Below are 14,556 nucleotides of genomic sequence, written 5' to 3' on the forward strand. Positions count from 1 at the left end.
GTCATACTGAATAAAAGTTGTACTACAAAAATAAAATCCACTTCGAAAAGTGGATTTTATCATTACTTCGCTTCCAGTTTGTCGATGTAATCCAGAGCGTCGCCTACTGTGTTAATCTTTTCAGCTTCCTCATCCGGAATTTCCATTTCGAACTCATCTTCAAGTTCCATAACAAGCTCAGCGATATCTAGAGAGTCTGCACCAAGGTCATCCTTAAAAGATGCATCTCTTGTCACTTTTTCTTCATCGATTCCAAGTTTGTCAACGATGATGTCTTTTACTTTATCAAAGTTTGCCATTATTCTTCACCTCCCTCCAATGGTACCACAGGGTTTAGCCCATGTACATACCACCATTTACATGAATGGTCTGACCAGTGATGTAACGTGCGGCACTGGATGCAAGAAACGCGATTGTTTCGGAGATATCCTCTGTGCTACCGAAGTGGTTCAAAGGTATCTGAGACAGCATCTGGGACTTGATATCATCTGAAAGCACATCTGTCATGTCGCTCTCGATAAATCCCGGTGCAACGGCATTTACTGTAATGCCCTTTGGAGCAAGCTCTCTGGCCACTGATTTAGTCATACCGTCGATGCCTGCCTTTGAAGCCACGTAATTTGTCTGGCCTGCATTACCAAGTGAGCCGACGATACTTGAAACGTTGATGATTCGGCCGCCTTTTTGTCTAATCATCGGACGCGCCACATTTTGGATGACGTTGAATGTCCCTTTCAAGTTAACATCGACGACCTGATCCCATTCCGCTTCCTTCATTCTCATGAGCAGATTGTCCTTTGTTACACCAGCGTTATTAACGACGACATCGATTGATCCATGTGCGTCTGTAATATGCTTGACCATCTCCTTCACTTCGTCGAAGTTTTGAACTTGACACTGCAGTGCTTCTGCGGTGCCTCCTGCAGCCTCGATATCTGACACTACTGCTTCCGCCTTATCTTTAGAACCGGAGTAGTTGACGATAACTGTGTAGCCATTCTCCGCAAGTTTCAGTGCAATGCTCCTGCCGATGCCTCTTGAAGCGCCTGTTACAAGTGCAATATTACCCATTTTTGAACTCCTTTACTTGCTCCATCGTGTCAATATTTGATGTAGTGATGGAACGATCTATTTTTCTTACCAGTCCGTTCAATACTTTTTTTGGTCCGACTTCCACCGCTTCCGTCACTCCATATTCAACTGCGGCTTCAATACATTCAACGAAACGCACGGGATGGGTCAGCTGATCGATGAGCTGTTCCCTAATTTTTTCCGGGTCTGTCTCAGGTCTAGCAGAAACATTCTGGATTACCGGAATGGCGGGTGCATTAAATTCGATATTATCGACGAAATCCTTGAAGTCCTGTTGAGCCGGGGCCATAAGGTGTGAATGGAATGCGCCTGATACGTTTAGTGGCATCACTTTCCGTGCACCATGCGATTTAGCTTCTGTCGTAAATGTCTCGATTAGCTCACGGTCACCAGAGACAACAATTTGGTCTGGTGCGTTGATATTAGCCGGCTGTATCTTGCGTTTTTCATCGGAAAGAGAGGCACATAGTGTTTCAAGTGCTTCGTGTTCCATGCCAATCACAGCTGCCATACCCCCTTCTTCGCTTTGCGCCATCAGTTCGCCCCGTTTTGCAACGATACGTACGCCATCTTTGATACTGAGTACACCAGCGTGGACCAGTGCTGGCAGTTCGCCGAGACTATGCCCGAGCACGATATCGCCCTTGATGCCTGTTGCTGCAAGCACCGCAAGGCTGTGCGCGAACAGAGCCGGCTGTGTATATTCAGTCTGATTCAGACGTGTATCGTCTCCGAACATGATGGACTTTAGATCGTAATCCACATTGACGAACACTTCATCAAGCAGTGTCCGACCTTCTGCGGAGTTTTCATATATATCCTTGGCCATACCGTTGTATTGCGCGCCTTGGCCTGGAAATAGAACAAGTTTCTTCATTCTTCTCCCACACTTTCTTTAATCTTGGTTATAGCATTGGATTGGGCCATTCTTTTCGCTTGTCTGATGGCAGATACGATTGCTGTACTGTCACTTGAACCATGAGCCTTCAGGACGTTCCCGTCCAAACCGAGCAACGGGGCACCACCGTAGTGACGGTAATCCAGCAAGTCTCTAACGGACTGTATATCCTTCTTCAAAATGAGCGCTGCAAGCTTATTTTTGGCATTCTTTAAAAAGGCATGCTTCACTTCGCCCATGAGTGACATGGCAGTGCCTTCAATTGTTTTAAGTATTACATTGCCTGTAAATCCATCCGTCACTGCAATATCTACTTTACCTGAGAGAATATCGCGTGTTTCGAAATTGCCTACAAAATTCAATTCGCTCTCATCAAGCAATTGATACGTTTCTTTTGTCAGTTCGCTGCCTTTATTGGCTTCACTGCCGTTATTCACGAGACCGATGGTCGGATTGCTGCGTCCTTCATTATCACGCATATAAATGTCCGCCATAATCGCAAACTGGTGGAGGTGTTTCGGCTTATTATCAGCATTGGCACCCATGTCAAGCAACATCGTCCCCTTACCGCCAGCATCCGTTGTCGGGAGCAGTGTTCCAATAGCAGGGCGTTCAATGCCCTTGATGCGTCCGACTATAAATAGTCCGGCACTCATCAGCGCACCTGTGTTACCAGCCGAGATGCAAGCATCTGCTTCTTTATCTTTTACTGCATGGCATGCCCTCACGAGAGAACTGTCTTTTTTCCGCTTGACCGAACGGACAGGATCATCTTCCGATTCAATCTTTTCGGAAACTGCGACGAACTGTATGCGGGGATGATTGCCTGTATAGGCGCCCTCGAGTCCATAGAGCAGTATCTCAATAGACTCATCTGCATCGACAGCTTTGAGTACGCCTTTTTCAATTTCTGCAGGTGCATTGTCTCCACCCATTAGATCGACTGCAATTTTAACCATTGTTTTCACCTTCACCTGTATAGTACATTTCAAAACGCCCTTTGAATACAAGACGCTGTTCAATCTTCGATTCCACTGTAATCGCGGCAATCCTGTCTTCCATTTTTTCAACTACTGCCTTTGATATTACCTTATCACCAAGTTTCGCTGGCTTGATGAACTCTATCTGGGCAGACTTCGTCAATGCAAGCGGTTCATCAATAACAGCAACACATAAGGAATTGGCCTGTGCAAACAGATAATGCCCTCTGGCAATCTGATTTTTTTTGAATATATGCCCTTCCTCAACAATGAATAGTGACAGCGCATAGTGATTAAGTTCAAGATCAATGATTTCACCGACGACTTCCTGTAGTGAAAGGCTGCGAATCTTATCTGTCTCTTCTCTCGCCACATGCTTGATGCGCTCCCTAAGTTCAGGAATATTCAACTCCAGACGATCCAGACGAATCGTCTGGATACTGACCTCAAACATTTCGGATAGTCGCTCATCAGTCAGGAAGGGATCTGTCGATACTTTTTCGATCAGAAGTTCCTGGCGTTCTCTTTTCTTATATTTCGCCATATGTCGACCTCATTTAGTAGTTGGTACTAACATCAGTATATATAACTGAACAGATGATTTCAAATAATTTCTAAAACACCAGACAAAAATGGTGCATGTCCGAAGAACACGCACCATTTTTATTCTGCTATTGCAGCCCTTACGATGAGCCGCTTCTCAAACAACAATGTTTCAGGATTGTAATCCTCACAAGTGATGAGTGTAAGCTGCTGGGGAGCACCTTCTGTCTGATTGAGCACTTCGACTTGCGAAGGCTCCACTTCGAATATTTCAGTGATTTCATACGTTCGAACCCCACTGGCAGTATCAAAAGTGATTTCATCGCCCAAGACAGCCCGGTCCAGATGGTTGAACCGGATTCCGGCGCCTTCGACACGATGTCCTGCGATTGGAATGTTCTGCATGTCAACATGATCTGTTTCATCCACAAAAGACAATCCCCTTTTAAGATTGTACTCGGTTACAGGGCCTTTAAACACCGGTTCCCTTATTCCTGCCGACTCGATTGTCAGAATACCTGCTACATGCTCCACGCTCAGTTCCGAGGGAGGTGTACTGTTTTCAGTAGTGGACATGTCTTCAGCGCTTGTAGCATGTTCCGAATCGTCTATACCTGTAATAAATGACTCGAGCATATTCAATTCCACATCTCGCCCACCATCTTGATAGGCTTCAATCACCCGTTCGTTCACCCGGTCTGTAAACATTTCGCGGATATCTTGCCAGAAGAAAAGCGCGATTCCTGAAAGTATCAACGTGACACCGAAGATTCTAAGAACATATCTCATCCATCTGCCTCCATTTTTGCAGCATAGTCGATTGCACTTATTCTTGCATGTTCCAACACCCGATAGTCTTCCGATAAATCCGCCACTTTGAACTGTGGCAGACCACTCTGACGTACCCCAAAGTAATCACCTGGGCCGCGCATCTCAAGGTCCCGTTCACTCAGTTCGAATCCATCCGTTGTACTGGTCATAATATCCATTCTGAGCTTGGCATTTTCAGTCTTCGGGTCGCTGACAAGAATGCAGTAGCTCTGTTTGTCACTTCGCCCGACCCGACCTCTCAGTTGATGGAGTGTAGATAGTCCGAACCGTTCTGCGTTGAATATTACCATGAAAGTGGCATTAGGTACATTGATCCCCACTTCTATGACAGTCGTTGACACAAGCACCGGCTTCTCGTGATCTTCGAACCGTTTCATGCCTGCTGCTTTATCTTCCGGCTTCATCCGCCCATGGACAAGCTCGACGTTCTCCTCTCCGAAACGATTGGTAAACAGCTGGAATATCTCTTGTACGTTCTTTAAATCTAATGTTTCCGATTCTTCGATGAGAGGTGCAACAATGTAAGCACTATGGCCTTGCTTGATTTCAGCAGCCAGTGCATTGAGCACTTCATCTGTTTCATCGAATCGTCGCCAGTATGTCTCAACAGGCTTTCTACCTTTTGGCATTTCCTTGATGATTGAGACATCCATGTCACCAAAAGTGGTGATGGAGAGGGTTCTTGGAATGGGTGTAGCTGTCATGTAGAGAACGTTCTTCCGGTAGGATTTATCGTTTAACCGTTTTCTTTGATTGACGCCGAATCGATGTTGCTCGTCCGTGATGATAAGGGACAACCTTTTAAAGATGACGTCATCCTCTATCAGCGCGTGGGTACCAATGAGGAGATCTATCTCTCCTTCCCGCAAGGCTTGTTGTATGTGGATTTTCTCCCGACGTGATGTCGTTCCTGTCAGCTTAGCAATATTAAGCCGACCATCGAATATCTCCATAAACGACTGATAGTGCTGGTTCGCGAGCACCTCTGTAGGAACCATTAGCGCAGTCTGGTCACCGATGGTCTTTATCGCATAACTCGCTAATCCGGCAACGATTGTCTTGCCGCTTCCTACATCCCCTTGCAACAGTCGGTGCATTGAAATATTTTGCTTTAGATCACGGCAAATCTCGTTGGCACTGCGCTTCTGATCGGAAGTAAGTTCAAAAGGCAGTGTCTCGATAAACTCTCTGAGGGCATCGACGTCGTAATTGACGATGTACCGCTCATTCCTGACACGCTCCTGTTTTCGTTTCTCCATCAATTGTAGCTGAAAAATAAATAGCTCATAGAATTTGATTGTCCGGCGCGCCTCGTTAATATCATGCGGATTTTTAGGGAAGTGGAGATGCCATAGTGCTTCCCTTACTGACAGCAATCTGTACTTTTGTTTCAGATCTTCCGGAAGGTCATAATTGAAGATACATTTTTCAAATACTTCGGCTACAATCTTACTGAAAGTCTTCGAATGCATTACACCACCAAGGTAGTACTTCACATAAAAGCCACCTGAAGCATCAAAAATAAGTTTTTGGGCATTGATTTCAAGCTTGTGAAGATCGAACTTCCCCGAAACTCTGGCGGGCTCCCCGACAGTCAGCTTATCCTTTAGGTAAGGCTGGTTGAAGAATACGACTTTAACATACATCCCATTCACTTCCATAAATACGGTCAGACGACTCTTCCCGCCTCTAAAGAAGGCAACAGTAGGCTCCGTCTTGACGAGACCAGCCACCGTGACTTTATCATTATGCTTGGCTTCAGTCAGATTCATGACAGTCAGGTTCTCATATCCACTCGGAAGATGGAATACAATATCATTCACATTTTTAATATCAAGTTCAAGAAGCTTATCTCGAAGTTTTGGTCCGACACCCTTCATATCTTCCACCGGTGGTGCTGGTGTGATGATATTATACAGGGCGAGCATTACTGGTCACCGAACAGTTCTGCTTTTATACGCTCTCCTGTTGGTGTTGCAGCCAAGCCGCCACGTCCTGTTTCACGCAGTGCAGACGGCATAGTTAGGCCAATCTTGTACATCGCCTCGACTACTTCATCCGCTGGTATTCTGGATTCGATGCCAGCCAAGGCCATGTCGGCTGCAGTCAGCGCATTACTCGCACCTGCTGCATTCCTTTTGACACAAGGGACTTCAACCAGACCAGCCACCGGATCGCATACAAGCCCAAGCATGTTTTTCAGAGCGATGGCAAACCCATGGGCACTCATTTCCGGAGTTCCGCCTGCCATCTCAACAAGTGCCGCTGCAGCCATTGCACTGGCACTCCCGACTTCCGCCTGGCAGCCCCCGGCAGCACCTGAAATGCTGGCGTTATTAGCCACAACAAAACCAAAGGCACCTGAAGTGAATAGAAACTTCACCATATCTTCACGGCTTATATCGTGCTTCTCTCGCATGGCAAAAAGCACACCAGGAACGACGCCTGCTGAGCCTGCTGTCGGTGTAGCACAAATCTTACCCATAGCGGCATTCACTTCATTGGTACTGACGGCATGAGCGATGGCATAGAGTGTCAATTCTCCGCTGAGCCCTTTCCCACTATCGATGTATTTCTTCATTTTTACGGCATCCATACCGGTCAAGCCAGTGGTACTTTCAACGCCGCCAAACCCTTCTTCGACAGCTGATTCCATGACTTCCAAGTTCCGTTCCATATCTTTATAGATATCCAAGTAAGACTTTCCGGTCGCTTCAATCTCCTGGGCAATCATGATATCTGCGATTGATTTTTCTTCCGCCGACGCTTTCGTTATAAGTTCTTCAATAGTTTTAAACATAATGGCCCCCCTAGCTTTCTTCCATTTCCATTACTCTTTCGACACCCGATGCCTCGCGGATTTCTTCGGTGACCGCTTTATCGATCCGTTCATCGAGTTCAATGGTCATTAATGCAATATCCCCTTTTTCTTTGCGTGAGACGTTCATCTGGCTGACATTAATGCGATTATTGCCCAAAATGGTCGTCACCCGTGCAATCGTCCCGAACGTATCTTTATGAAAAACGAGCAAGGCCGGGTAGTTCCCTGAAATATTGATTGGATAGTCGTTGATGCTGACCACCTCAATCTTACCGCCTCCAATAGAAATACCTTCTACAGTCAGACGCTCTGCTCCTTTTACGAGATGAAGCAGTGCAGTATTTGGATGAGAGCGTTCTTCATCCATTTCGATAAACTGTACATGCATCGCGGCCTCTTCTGCGAGCGCGTGCGCCGTAATAATACGATCGTCATCTGTATCGAAACCGAGCAACCCTCCGATCAGCGCCACATCAGTACCGTGTCCCCTGTAGGTATCTTTGAAAGAACCGTAAAGGTAAATGTCAGCATGATCCGGTTGTCCGCCAAAAAGGTTGCGAGCCAGTAGTCCAATCCTCGCTGCTCCTGCCGTATGTGATGAAGAAGGTCCGACCATTACCGGTCCTATAATATCAAAAACACTTTTATACTTCATATAATCCCCTCCATTAAAAAACTCACCAGCTCCATGGAACCGATGAGATTATTATGATTACTCTACAGATAGCAGATAGCTGTACACCGGCTGCTGTCCATCATGAACCTCGAATTCCACATCATCGTATTCCGATTCGAGCGCTTCAATGATACGGTCTACTTCATCCGCATCCCCTTCATCACCTATTAGCACAGTAACGATTTCCGACTCTTCATCAAGCATGGACTCGATTAACTGCTTAAGTGAAGTTTCACGCGAGTCATGCGCACCAGTAATTTTACCGTTCTTGATACCCATATGCTGGTCTTTGCGGATCTCGATGCCATCAATTTTCGTGTCTCTGACCGCGTAAGTGACCTGCCCAGTCTTGACATGTTCAAGGGAAGCTTCCATTGCCTCTTTGTTTTCCTCAAGTTCCGCATCAGGCGAATAGACTAAGAGACTGGAGAGCCCTTCCGGTATGGAACGTGTGGGAATAACGACCGCTGGAATATCCAGCATGTCTCGCGCCTGCTCTGCTGCCATGATGATATTTTTATTGTTTGGCAAGATGATGGCAGATTTAACATCTTCTTCTTCGATTGTTCTTAGAATGTCTTCAGTTGAAGGGTTCATAGTCTGTCCACCATTGATGACATGTGTAGCACCAAGGCTTGTGAACAGCTTATTGACGCCTTCTCCGGAAGAAACTGTGATGATTGCTGTATCGTAGTCTTCTTTTTTCTCATTTACGGCACTCTGTTTATGATGGACTGCCCTAAACTGCTCACGCATGTTTTCGATCTTCATTTTGATTAATTCACCATAAGTTGCGCCGTACGTCATGGCTTCACCAGGTGTTTCTGTGTGAACATGAACTTTGACAATCTCTTCATCCGATATCACGAGTAGAGAATCACCGAATGCACTCATTTCTTGGCGGAAGTCCTCTTCATCAAATGCTCGTTTGTCCGCCTCGAAACGCACCATGAATTCTGTACAGAATCCATATTCGATATCCTCTACAGACATGAATTCTTCGAAATCATGTTCATCATTCACGAATGTTTCTGTGTCTGTTTTTTCAGTCGTTTCGATTGGTTCACCTTTCAAGGCAGAAAGAAAACCTTCGTAGACGTACACAAGACCTTGCCCACCAGAATCGACGACGCCCACTTCTTTAAGTACAGGAAGCAATTCCGGCGTTCTTTCAAGAGAGGCCTTTGCTTCTTTGATAACTGCCTCCATCACCATTATGATGGAGGATTCGGAACCACCAATTTCCTCAATTTTGTTGGCAGAATCCTTAGCTACTGTGAGGATTGTACCCTCCACTGGTTTCATTACGGCTTTGTAGGCTGTCTTGACTCCTGCATTAAGCGCAGCGGCGAAATCCGATGCTGCGATCTCTTCTTTTTCTTCGATTGATTTGGAAAATCCTCTGAAGAGTTGGGACAGGATGACCCCTGAATTGCCACGTGCTCCCATGAGTAGCCCTTTTGAAAAGTGCTTTCCCACAGTACCGATATGAACATCTTCCTTATCCGCCACTTCATCTGCACCCGAGGTCATGGAAAGGTTCATATTCGTGCCCGTATCACCGTCAGGCACAGGGAAGACATTTAAAGAATCCACATATTCAGCGTGTTGCCTTAGATTCTCGGCCCCGCTTAAAATCATATTCCTGAACATTCTGCCATCTATCTTATCCATTACTTAATAAATCCTCCCTGGTCAGTCCTCGGTATTAATGATTCTGACGCCTTGCACGTAGATATTTACTGACTTAATATCAAGTCCAAGCGTCTTTTCAAGTTTATATTTTACAGTTGATTGTACATTCGTTGCGACTTCGGAAATTTTAATTCCATAGCCTACGATGATATAAAGGTCAATGTTAATATCGCCATCCTTGTTGTCGACGATGACACCTCGCGCATAGTTCTCTTTACCGAGTAATTCCGCAAAGCCATCCCTTACTTGATGCTTTGAAGCCATGCCGACTACGCCATAGCTTTCTACCACGGCACCACCGGCAATGTTGGAGATGACATCTATTGCGATATCAATGCTGCCAAGTTCATTTTTTATTTCCAGAGCCATTATTTTACCCCCTGTCGCATCATTTTATTATAAGCAGAAATGACAGGTGATTACAAGTGTGATCCGTCATCTGCAGAGTTGATTATATAAAATGCATACGGCTAATATAACTGTTGTTTCTTGTATTATATTTGACTTCTATTGTAAGCGCAAACCATTAGAGGTGAAGCCTACTCGACCCGTCCACTCGTTAAAAGAAGTATACGTCTCCTAGTGTTCATCTAAGAGACTTGGTCAAGTTCCAGCTTTAATGGAGCACTATCCATACCGCATACGTCCACTGACAAAACTTTTGATGTAGACGTACAGATCAAAATAATGTATTATATTAGAGTATGCAATTAAACCAACATTGAATGTTTATGGTAATTCTTATAAAGGGAGATGAAAAATATGGCTAAAGAATGCTATTTCACTGGTCGTAAAGCGGCTTCAGGAAACAATCGTTCACACGCGATGAACGCTAACAAAAGACGTTTTGGTGCTAACCTGCAGAAAGTAAGAGTCTTGGTTGACGGCAAGCCGAAAAAAGTATGGGTTTCAACTCGTGCGCTTAAGTCCGGTAAAGTTGAACGCGTTTAATATCTAAAAAAACCATCTGACAGTGTCAGATGGTTTTTTTATTATATAATATTTATCAGATAGACCATAAGCATTGCTGTGAATATCGCTGGTATCATGTTGCCAACACGCATATGTGTGACGTTGAGCATGTTGAGACCAATCGCAAGCAGAATGACCCCACCGGTCCCTGTGACCTGATCAATCATGTCATCGAGTACCGGCTCAGGAATGAATTGGGCAATTTGCTGAGCGGAAAGGATGATTCCGGACTCATATAGAAATGTCGGAATACCAGAGATGATAACACCCATGCCATAAGTTGTCGTCATCACTATAGCGATGAAGAAATCCATGATCGATTTAGTGAAAAGTACTTCATTTGACCCTCTGAGTCCGGCGTCTAGTCCGCCAACAATCGCCATGGCACCTACAATGAATACGAGTGTCCCGGAAACGAGACCCTGCGATAGCGTTCCCGCATGTTTATCGCCCAGCTTGAATTCCAACCAATGCCCGAAGCGATTGAGCAGTTCTTCAAGTCGGACAACTTCTCCGATAACCACGCCAACGATCAGGCTGAGCAGAGTCAGAATAATATCTTCTGCCTGTACTACCATCTGGATGCCGAGCGTAATAATGACAAGTGCTTGTATCTTCATAATCGAATCTTTTATGTATTCCGGTATGAAGGTAAATATCAGTCCCAAGAGTCCACCAACGACAATCGCCAGCCCATTGATAAATGCACCCGTAAGAATCATTAGTTCTCTCCTTTACTAATCATCCTTGGATTGTATCATAATTAACGGTTCATTTGTACGGACTTTTGCAGGACTTTTCACAAATTCGTTGCTGATGGTGAGCGTAGAACCAAGAGATAGTACTCTTTCATCAAGATCGTACTCGAATCCTTCAAGGGTGACTTTTGTTCCTGAAAAATATGGAATGAAAGAGACATATTTCATACCCACTGCCTTTTCAACTTCGTGACTTCCTGCGCCTAAACGCTGCATGACATTTTGATTATCAATAATCCGTATATCCGCTTTCTTGAAGTCCCCATGCATAAGCAGAAACATGTTACCAAGCATATGATCAAGTCTACCACCGGTTGCTCCATATACGTCAATTGAACTATAGCCCCGCTCTACAAGATCATGCAAACACATTTCAAGATCAGTGTCATCCTTTCTAGCAGGTACTGGAGTAACTGCCATGCGTGTTTTTATATACTCCCACTCCTCACCGCTCACGGAGTCAAAGTCCCCGTAAGTATGCATTGGCATGATACTCTCATTTAACAATAGGTAGACACCACGATCGACACCAGTCCATGCTTCATCACACCTACTTTTCAATATATCCGATTGATCTTCTCTGATCAGCACATTCATATGCATGCTTTCACCCCTTCATTCTAGAGACTGCAGCCTTCCAGTCCTCCGATTTAAACAGGTGTGATCCACTGACGAGCAGATCTGCGCCAGCTTCTTTGCAGATGCTAGCAGTCTCATCATTAATACCACCATCCACTTCGATTTCATATCCATAACTATTTTCTTGCCTTAAAGTATTGAGCATCTTAATCTTTTCCACACCATCATTGATAAATTTCTGCCCACCAAAACCAGGATTGACCGTCATGATAAGGATGTAGTCAATCTCCTGAAGCAGATGGTGTATGGATGACACAGGTGTATGCGGATTGAGTACAATGCCAGCTTTCATACCTCGCTCCTGTATATACTGCATCAATCTGTGCGGATGATTTGTCGCCTCGATGTGAAAAGATATCATGCTGACGCCCATTCTATTGAACTCATCTATGAATTGTCCCGGATCGTTTGTCATAAGGTGGACATCAAGCGGGAGGGAAGCCACTTCGCTGATGGCTTCCACAACAGGCAGGCCATAAGAGATATTTGGAACGAACTGTCCATCCATAATATCGAGATGGAATAGATCAGCACCTGCTGCCTCCATCTTCTTTATGTCTTGTCCAAGCTTTGTAAAGTCACTGGCAAGCAGTGAAGGAAGAATTTTTACCATGTTAGTAACGCGCCTTTCTGTTTTCGATTTCTTGATAGATGGCTGTATAGCTACTGTATCGGCTTTCAGCCAGTTCACCGGCTGTGACTGCGTCCTTGACGCCACATTTTGGCTCCTTGATATGTTGGCACTCACGAAACTTACATGAAGCACTGTAATAATTGAAATCTGGGAAACAGAATTTCAGATTATGCTTGTCCAATTCGCTGAATTCAATTGTACTGAATCCCGGTGTATCAGCAATCAGACCACCCCCGATTTTAACCAGTTCAACGTGCCTTGTGGTATGCTTGCCTCGATTCAATGCATTGGATATTTCATTGGTAATAAGCGCAAGTTCTGGTACAAGCGTATTCAGAAGTGTGGACTTGCCAACACCCGACTGGCCAGCGAGTACACTGAGTTTGTCTTTGAAAATATCTTTCAATGCTTCATTAATATGATCCCGGTCAGTGAAATGGATATCATATGTTCCTTGGTATACTGATGCAATTTTTTCCTGATATGCATCTCCTTCAGCAAGGTCCGTCTTCGTAACTACGATGACCGGTTCAATGTCGTGGGCCTCGGCATAAGCCAAAAAGCGGTCCAAGAGATAGTAGCTGAACTCAGGTGACTTCATACTCATTGTTACTAGGACTTGATCGATATTGGCAACCGGTGGACGCACTAATGCGTTTCTGCGTTCATGTATTTCTCCGATGTACCCTTGATTTTCATTTTCAACCTGAAAGGTTACGATATCGCCAACAAGTGGCGATTCTTTCGTTTTCCTGAACAGTCCCCGTGCTCTTGTTTCATAAAGACTGCCTTCTGATTCCACATAATAGAACCCACTTAATGCTTTTACAATTCTACCTTCCAGCATACTTCACCCCGAACTCATTTTTCTTCATTATAACAGTTCCAGACTTTATGATAAAATATGAATAGATTTAATATGAGGAGGACATAGCATGACTGATGCAATACATGCAAGCGAAGTTCATCGCGTAACACAAAATCCCGATAACGTGCTACTAGATGTCAGAGAGAGGGAGGAGCTTGAAGAAACGGGCTTCGTTCCAGGCGCGCATCACTATCCGATGTCGAGCTTCGACAGTGCACTCGGTAATCTCGACAAAGACAAAAAGTACTACGTCATGTGCCGTTCAGGCAAACGCAGTGCACAAGTCCAAAACTATATGATCGACAATGGCTATGACGCAGTCAATGTTGAAGGCGGCATACTGGACTATGACGGTCCAGTGAATCATATATAATCAAAATGAAAGGTGTCCATATGGACACCTTTTTTATATGGTTGCACCGTGTCTATAATTTCATATGACTTAGCAGAATCTCTTTAAGTATGGGGTCGTAGTTGATTGCAGGAGCAAATGCGACCGTAAGATCTTCTGCATGCGTCATCACCGCATCTTTCATTTTCGAGGTCACAAAACCGTCTTCAAGTACAATTGGTACAACACATAACACTCTATGCTTCTTTCTTACTTCCCTCAAAACACCTTCCACCGAGAGTTGTCCTTTGAGCATGGCAGGGAAAACAGAACGATCGGTCTCCATCCCGGAGACCAGATTCTTCATCTCGTAATCCGCCATTTCGTATTCTGTATTTCCATGTGCCATTACAATGACAGCACCATCGGGTGGTAGCTCGGACATACGTTTTTCAATAAGACACTTCATAAACGGGTGATGGCTGAGTACAGGGGCCATTGTATATTCGAAATTATGGCTTTCCCTGACCTTCTCAATCGCTCTAGGAATATCATGGCAATAGTGCGACGCTGAAAAGAAAAGTGCCGGTACAATGTTAAAACGACTTTGCCCCTGCTCTATCCGTTTTTCAATTACTTGATCGACACCTCGTTCGCGACTTTCAACGAATGCCACACTATAATCAGAGACCGTTCCCATTAGGTGAGCAAGACGTTCGGTAAGCACGTCATTTCTTTTTTCATTCTTCGAGCCATGCAGTACGATAATCCGTTCCAAATTCGTCCCTCCTTATGCAATAAAAAGACTGCAGACGATG

Annotated in this window: 18 protein-coding genes; 2 read left to right on the forward strand and 16 right to left on the reverse strand. The window is 44.8% G+C overall.

Annotated elements, in window-relative coordinates:
• Positions 1-62: 62 nt before the first annotated feature.
• The 11 genes from ACFOJ8_RS07940 to ACFOJ8_RS07990 all read right to left on the reverse strand — a co-directional run bounded on the left by ACFOJ8_RS07940 (position 63) and on the right by ACFOJ8_RS07990 (position 9,905).
• On the reverse strand, positions 63-299 hold the full coding sequence (locus ACFOJ8_RS07940) for an acyl carrier protein (RefSeq protein ID WP_380654931.1): 237 nt from the start codon (positions 297-299) through the stop codon (positions 63-65).
• 34 nt (positions 300-333) lie between these two features.
• Positions 334-1,071: a 3-oxoacyl-[acyl-carrier-protein] reductase gene (fabG, locus tag ACFOJ8_RS07945; protein WP_380654934.1), complete on the reverse strand. Its 738-nt coding sequence runs from the start codon at positions 1,069-1,071 to the stop codon at positions 334-336.
• Positions 1,064-1,969, reverse strand: a complete 906-nt coding sequence (fabD, locus tag ACFOJ8_RS07950; RefSeq protein ID WP_380654936.1) for an ACP S-malonyltransferase — start codon at positions 1,967-1,969, stop codon at positions 1,064-1,066. The genes fabG and fabD overlap by 8 nt, the downstream gene beginning before the upstream one ends.
• The gene (gene plsX, locus ACFOJ8_RS07955) at positions 1,966-2,949 is read right to left on the reverse strand and encodes a phosphate acyltransferase PlsX (protein ID WP_380654939.1); all 984 of its coding nucleotides are present in this window, start codon (positions 2,947-2,949) and stop codon (positions 1,966-1,968) included. The genes fabD and plsX overlap by 4 nt, the downstream gene beginning before the upstream one ends.
• Positions 2,942-3,514, reverse strand: a complete 573-nt coding sequence (fapR, locus tag ACFOJ8_RS07960; protein WP_380654941.1) for a transcription factor FapR — start codon at positions 3,512-3,514, stop codon at positions 2,942-2,944. Before fapR ends, plsX begins: the two co-directional genes overlap by 8 nt.
• Before the next feature lie 119 nt (positions 3,515-3,633).
• Positions 3,634-4,302, reverse strand: coding sequence for a sortase (locus ACFOJ8_RS07965; RefSeq protein WP_380654944.1), 669 nt, complete (start codon positions 4,300-4,302; stop codon positions 3,634-3,636).
• Positions 4,299-6,272 (reverse strand): ATP-dependent DNA helicase RecG, encoded by a 1,974-nt coding sequence (gene recG, locus ACFOJ8_RS07970; RefSeq protein WP_380654947.1) that lies wholly within the window; start codon positions 6,270-6,272, stop codon positions 4,299-4,301. The genes ACFOJ8_RS07965 and recG overlap by 4 nt, the downstream gene beginning before the upstream one ends.
• Positions 6,272-7,144 (reverse strand): L-serine ammonia-lyase, iron-sulfur-dependent, subunit alpha, encoded by an 873-nt coding sequence (gene sdaAA, locus ACFOJ8_RS07975; protein ID WP_380654950.1) that lies wholly within the window; start codon positions 7,142-7,144, stop codon positions 6,272-6,274. Before sdaAA ends, recG begins: the two co-directional genes overlap by 1 nt.
• Positions 7,145-7,154: 10 nt before the next feature.
• Positions 7,155-7,820 (reverse strand): L-serine ammonia-lyase, iron-sulfur-dependent subunit beta, encoded by a 666-nt coding sequence (gene sdaAB / locus ACFOJ8_RS07980; RefSeq protein WP_380654953.1) that lies wholly within the window; start codon positions 7,818-7,820, stop codon positions 7,155-7,157.
• A gap of 57 nt (positions 7,821-7,877) precedes the next feature.
• A complete protein-coding gene (locus tag ACFOJ8_RS07985) occupies positions 7,878-9,515 on the reverse strand; it encodes a DAK2 domain-containing protein (protein WP_380654956.1) in 1,638 nt (545 codons plus the stop codon).
• A 21-nt stretch (positions 9,516-9,536) separates the two neighbouring features.
• Complete coding sequence (locus tag ACFOJ8_RS07990) at positions 9,537-9,905, reverse strand: Asp23/Gls24 family envelope stress response protein (protein ID WP_380654959.1); 369 nt, start codon at positions 9,903-9,905, stop codon at positions 9,537-9,539.
• A 393-nt stretch (positions 9,906-10,298) separates the two neighbouring features.
• Here ACFOJ8_RS07990 and rpmB point away from each other — a divergent pair, with 393 nt between their 5' ends.
• Positions 10,299-10,487 carry a 50S ribosomal protein L28 gene (gene rpmB / locus ACFOJ8_RS07995; RefSeq protein WP_380654962.1) on the forward strand — a complete coding sequence of 63 codons (189 nt, stop codon included), beginning with the start codon at positions 10,299-10,301 and terminating at the stop codon, positions 10,485-10,487.
• A 41-nt stretch (positions 10,488-10,528) separates the two neighbouring features.
• Here the strand turns inward: rpmB and ACFOJ8_RS08000 are convergent, their stop codons facing one another.
• From ACFOJ8_RS08000 to rsgA, 4 genes are read right to left on the reverse strand one after another with little or no spacing between them, the layout of a single operon-like run.
• Positions 10,529-11,230 carry a DUF554 domain-containing protein gene (locus ACFOJ8_RS08000; RefSeq protein WP_380654965.1) on the reverse strand — a complete coding sequence of 234 codons (702 nt, stop codon included), beginning with the start codon at positions 11,228-11,230 and terminating at the stop codon, positions 10,529-10,531.
• Positions 11,231-11,245: 15 nt separating this feature from the next.
• Entirely contained in the window at positions 11,246-11,869 is a 624-nt protein-coding gene (locus tag ACFOJ8_RS08005; protein WP_380654968.1) for a thiamine diphosphokinase, read from the reverse strand.
• 4 nt (positions 11,870-11,873) lie between these two features.
• Complete coding sequence (rpe, locus tag ACFOJ8_RS08010) at positions 11,874-12,518, reverse strand: ribulose-phosphate 3-epimerase (RefSeq protein WP_380654970.1); 645 nt, start codon at positions 12,516-12,518, stop codon at positions 11,874-11,876.
• A 1-nt stretch (position 12,519) separates the two neighbouring features.
• Positions 12,520-13,386 carry a ribosome small subunit-dependent GTPase A gene (gene rsgA / locus ACFOJ8_RS08015; RefSeq protein WP_380654973.1) on the reverse strand — a complete coding sequence of 289 codons (867 nt, stop codon included), beginning with the start codon at positions 13,384-13,386 and terminating at the stop codon, positions 12,520-12,522.
• Between the two features lie 88 nt (positions 13,387-13,474).
• Between rsgA and ACFOJ8_RS08020 the strand changes: the two genes are divergently transcribed.
• The gene (locus ACFOJ8_RS08020) at positions 13,475-13,780 is read left to right on the forward strand and encodes a rhodanese-like domain-containing protein (protein WP_380654975.1); all 306 of its coding nucleotides are present in this window, start codon (positions 13,475-13,477) and stop codon (positions 13,778-13,780) included.
• Positions 13,781-13,832: 52 nt separating this feature from the next.
• Here ACFOJ8_RS08020 and ACFOJ8_RS08025 read toward each other — a convergent pair whose 3' ends face one another.
• Positions 13,833-14,516 (reverse strand): sirohydrochlorin chelatase, encoded by a 684-nt coding sequence (locus ACFOJ8_RS08025; protein ID WP_380654978.1) that lies wholly within the window; start codon positions 14,514-14,516, stop codon positions 13,833-13,835.
• Between the last annotated feature and the right edge of the window lie 40 nt (positions 14,517-14,556).

It is taken from the genome of Salinicoccus sesuvii, from assembly GCF_042648145.1.
Taxonomy (GTDB): Bacteria; Bacillota; Bacilli; order Staphylococcales; family Salinicoccaceae; genus Salinicoccus; species Salinicoccus sesuvii.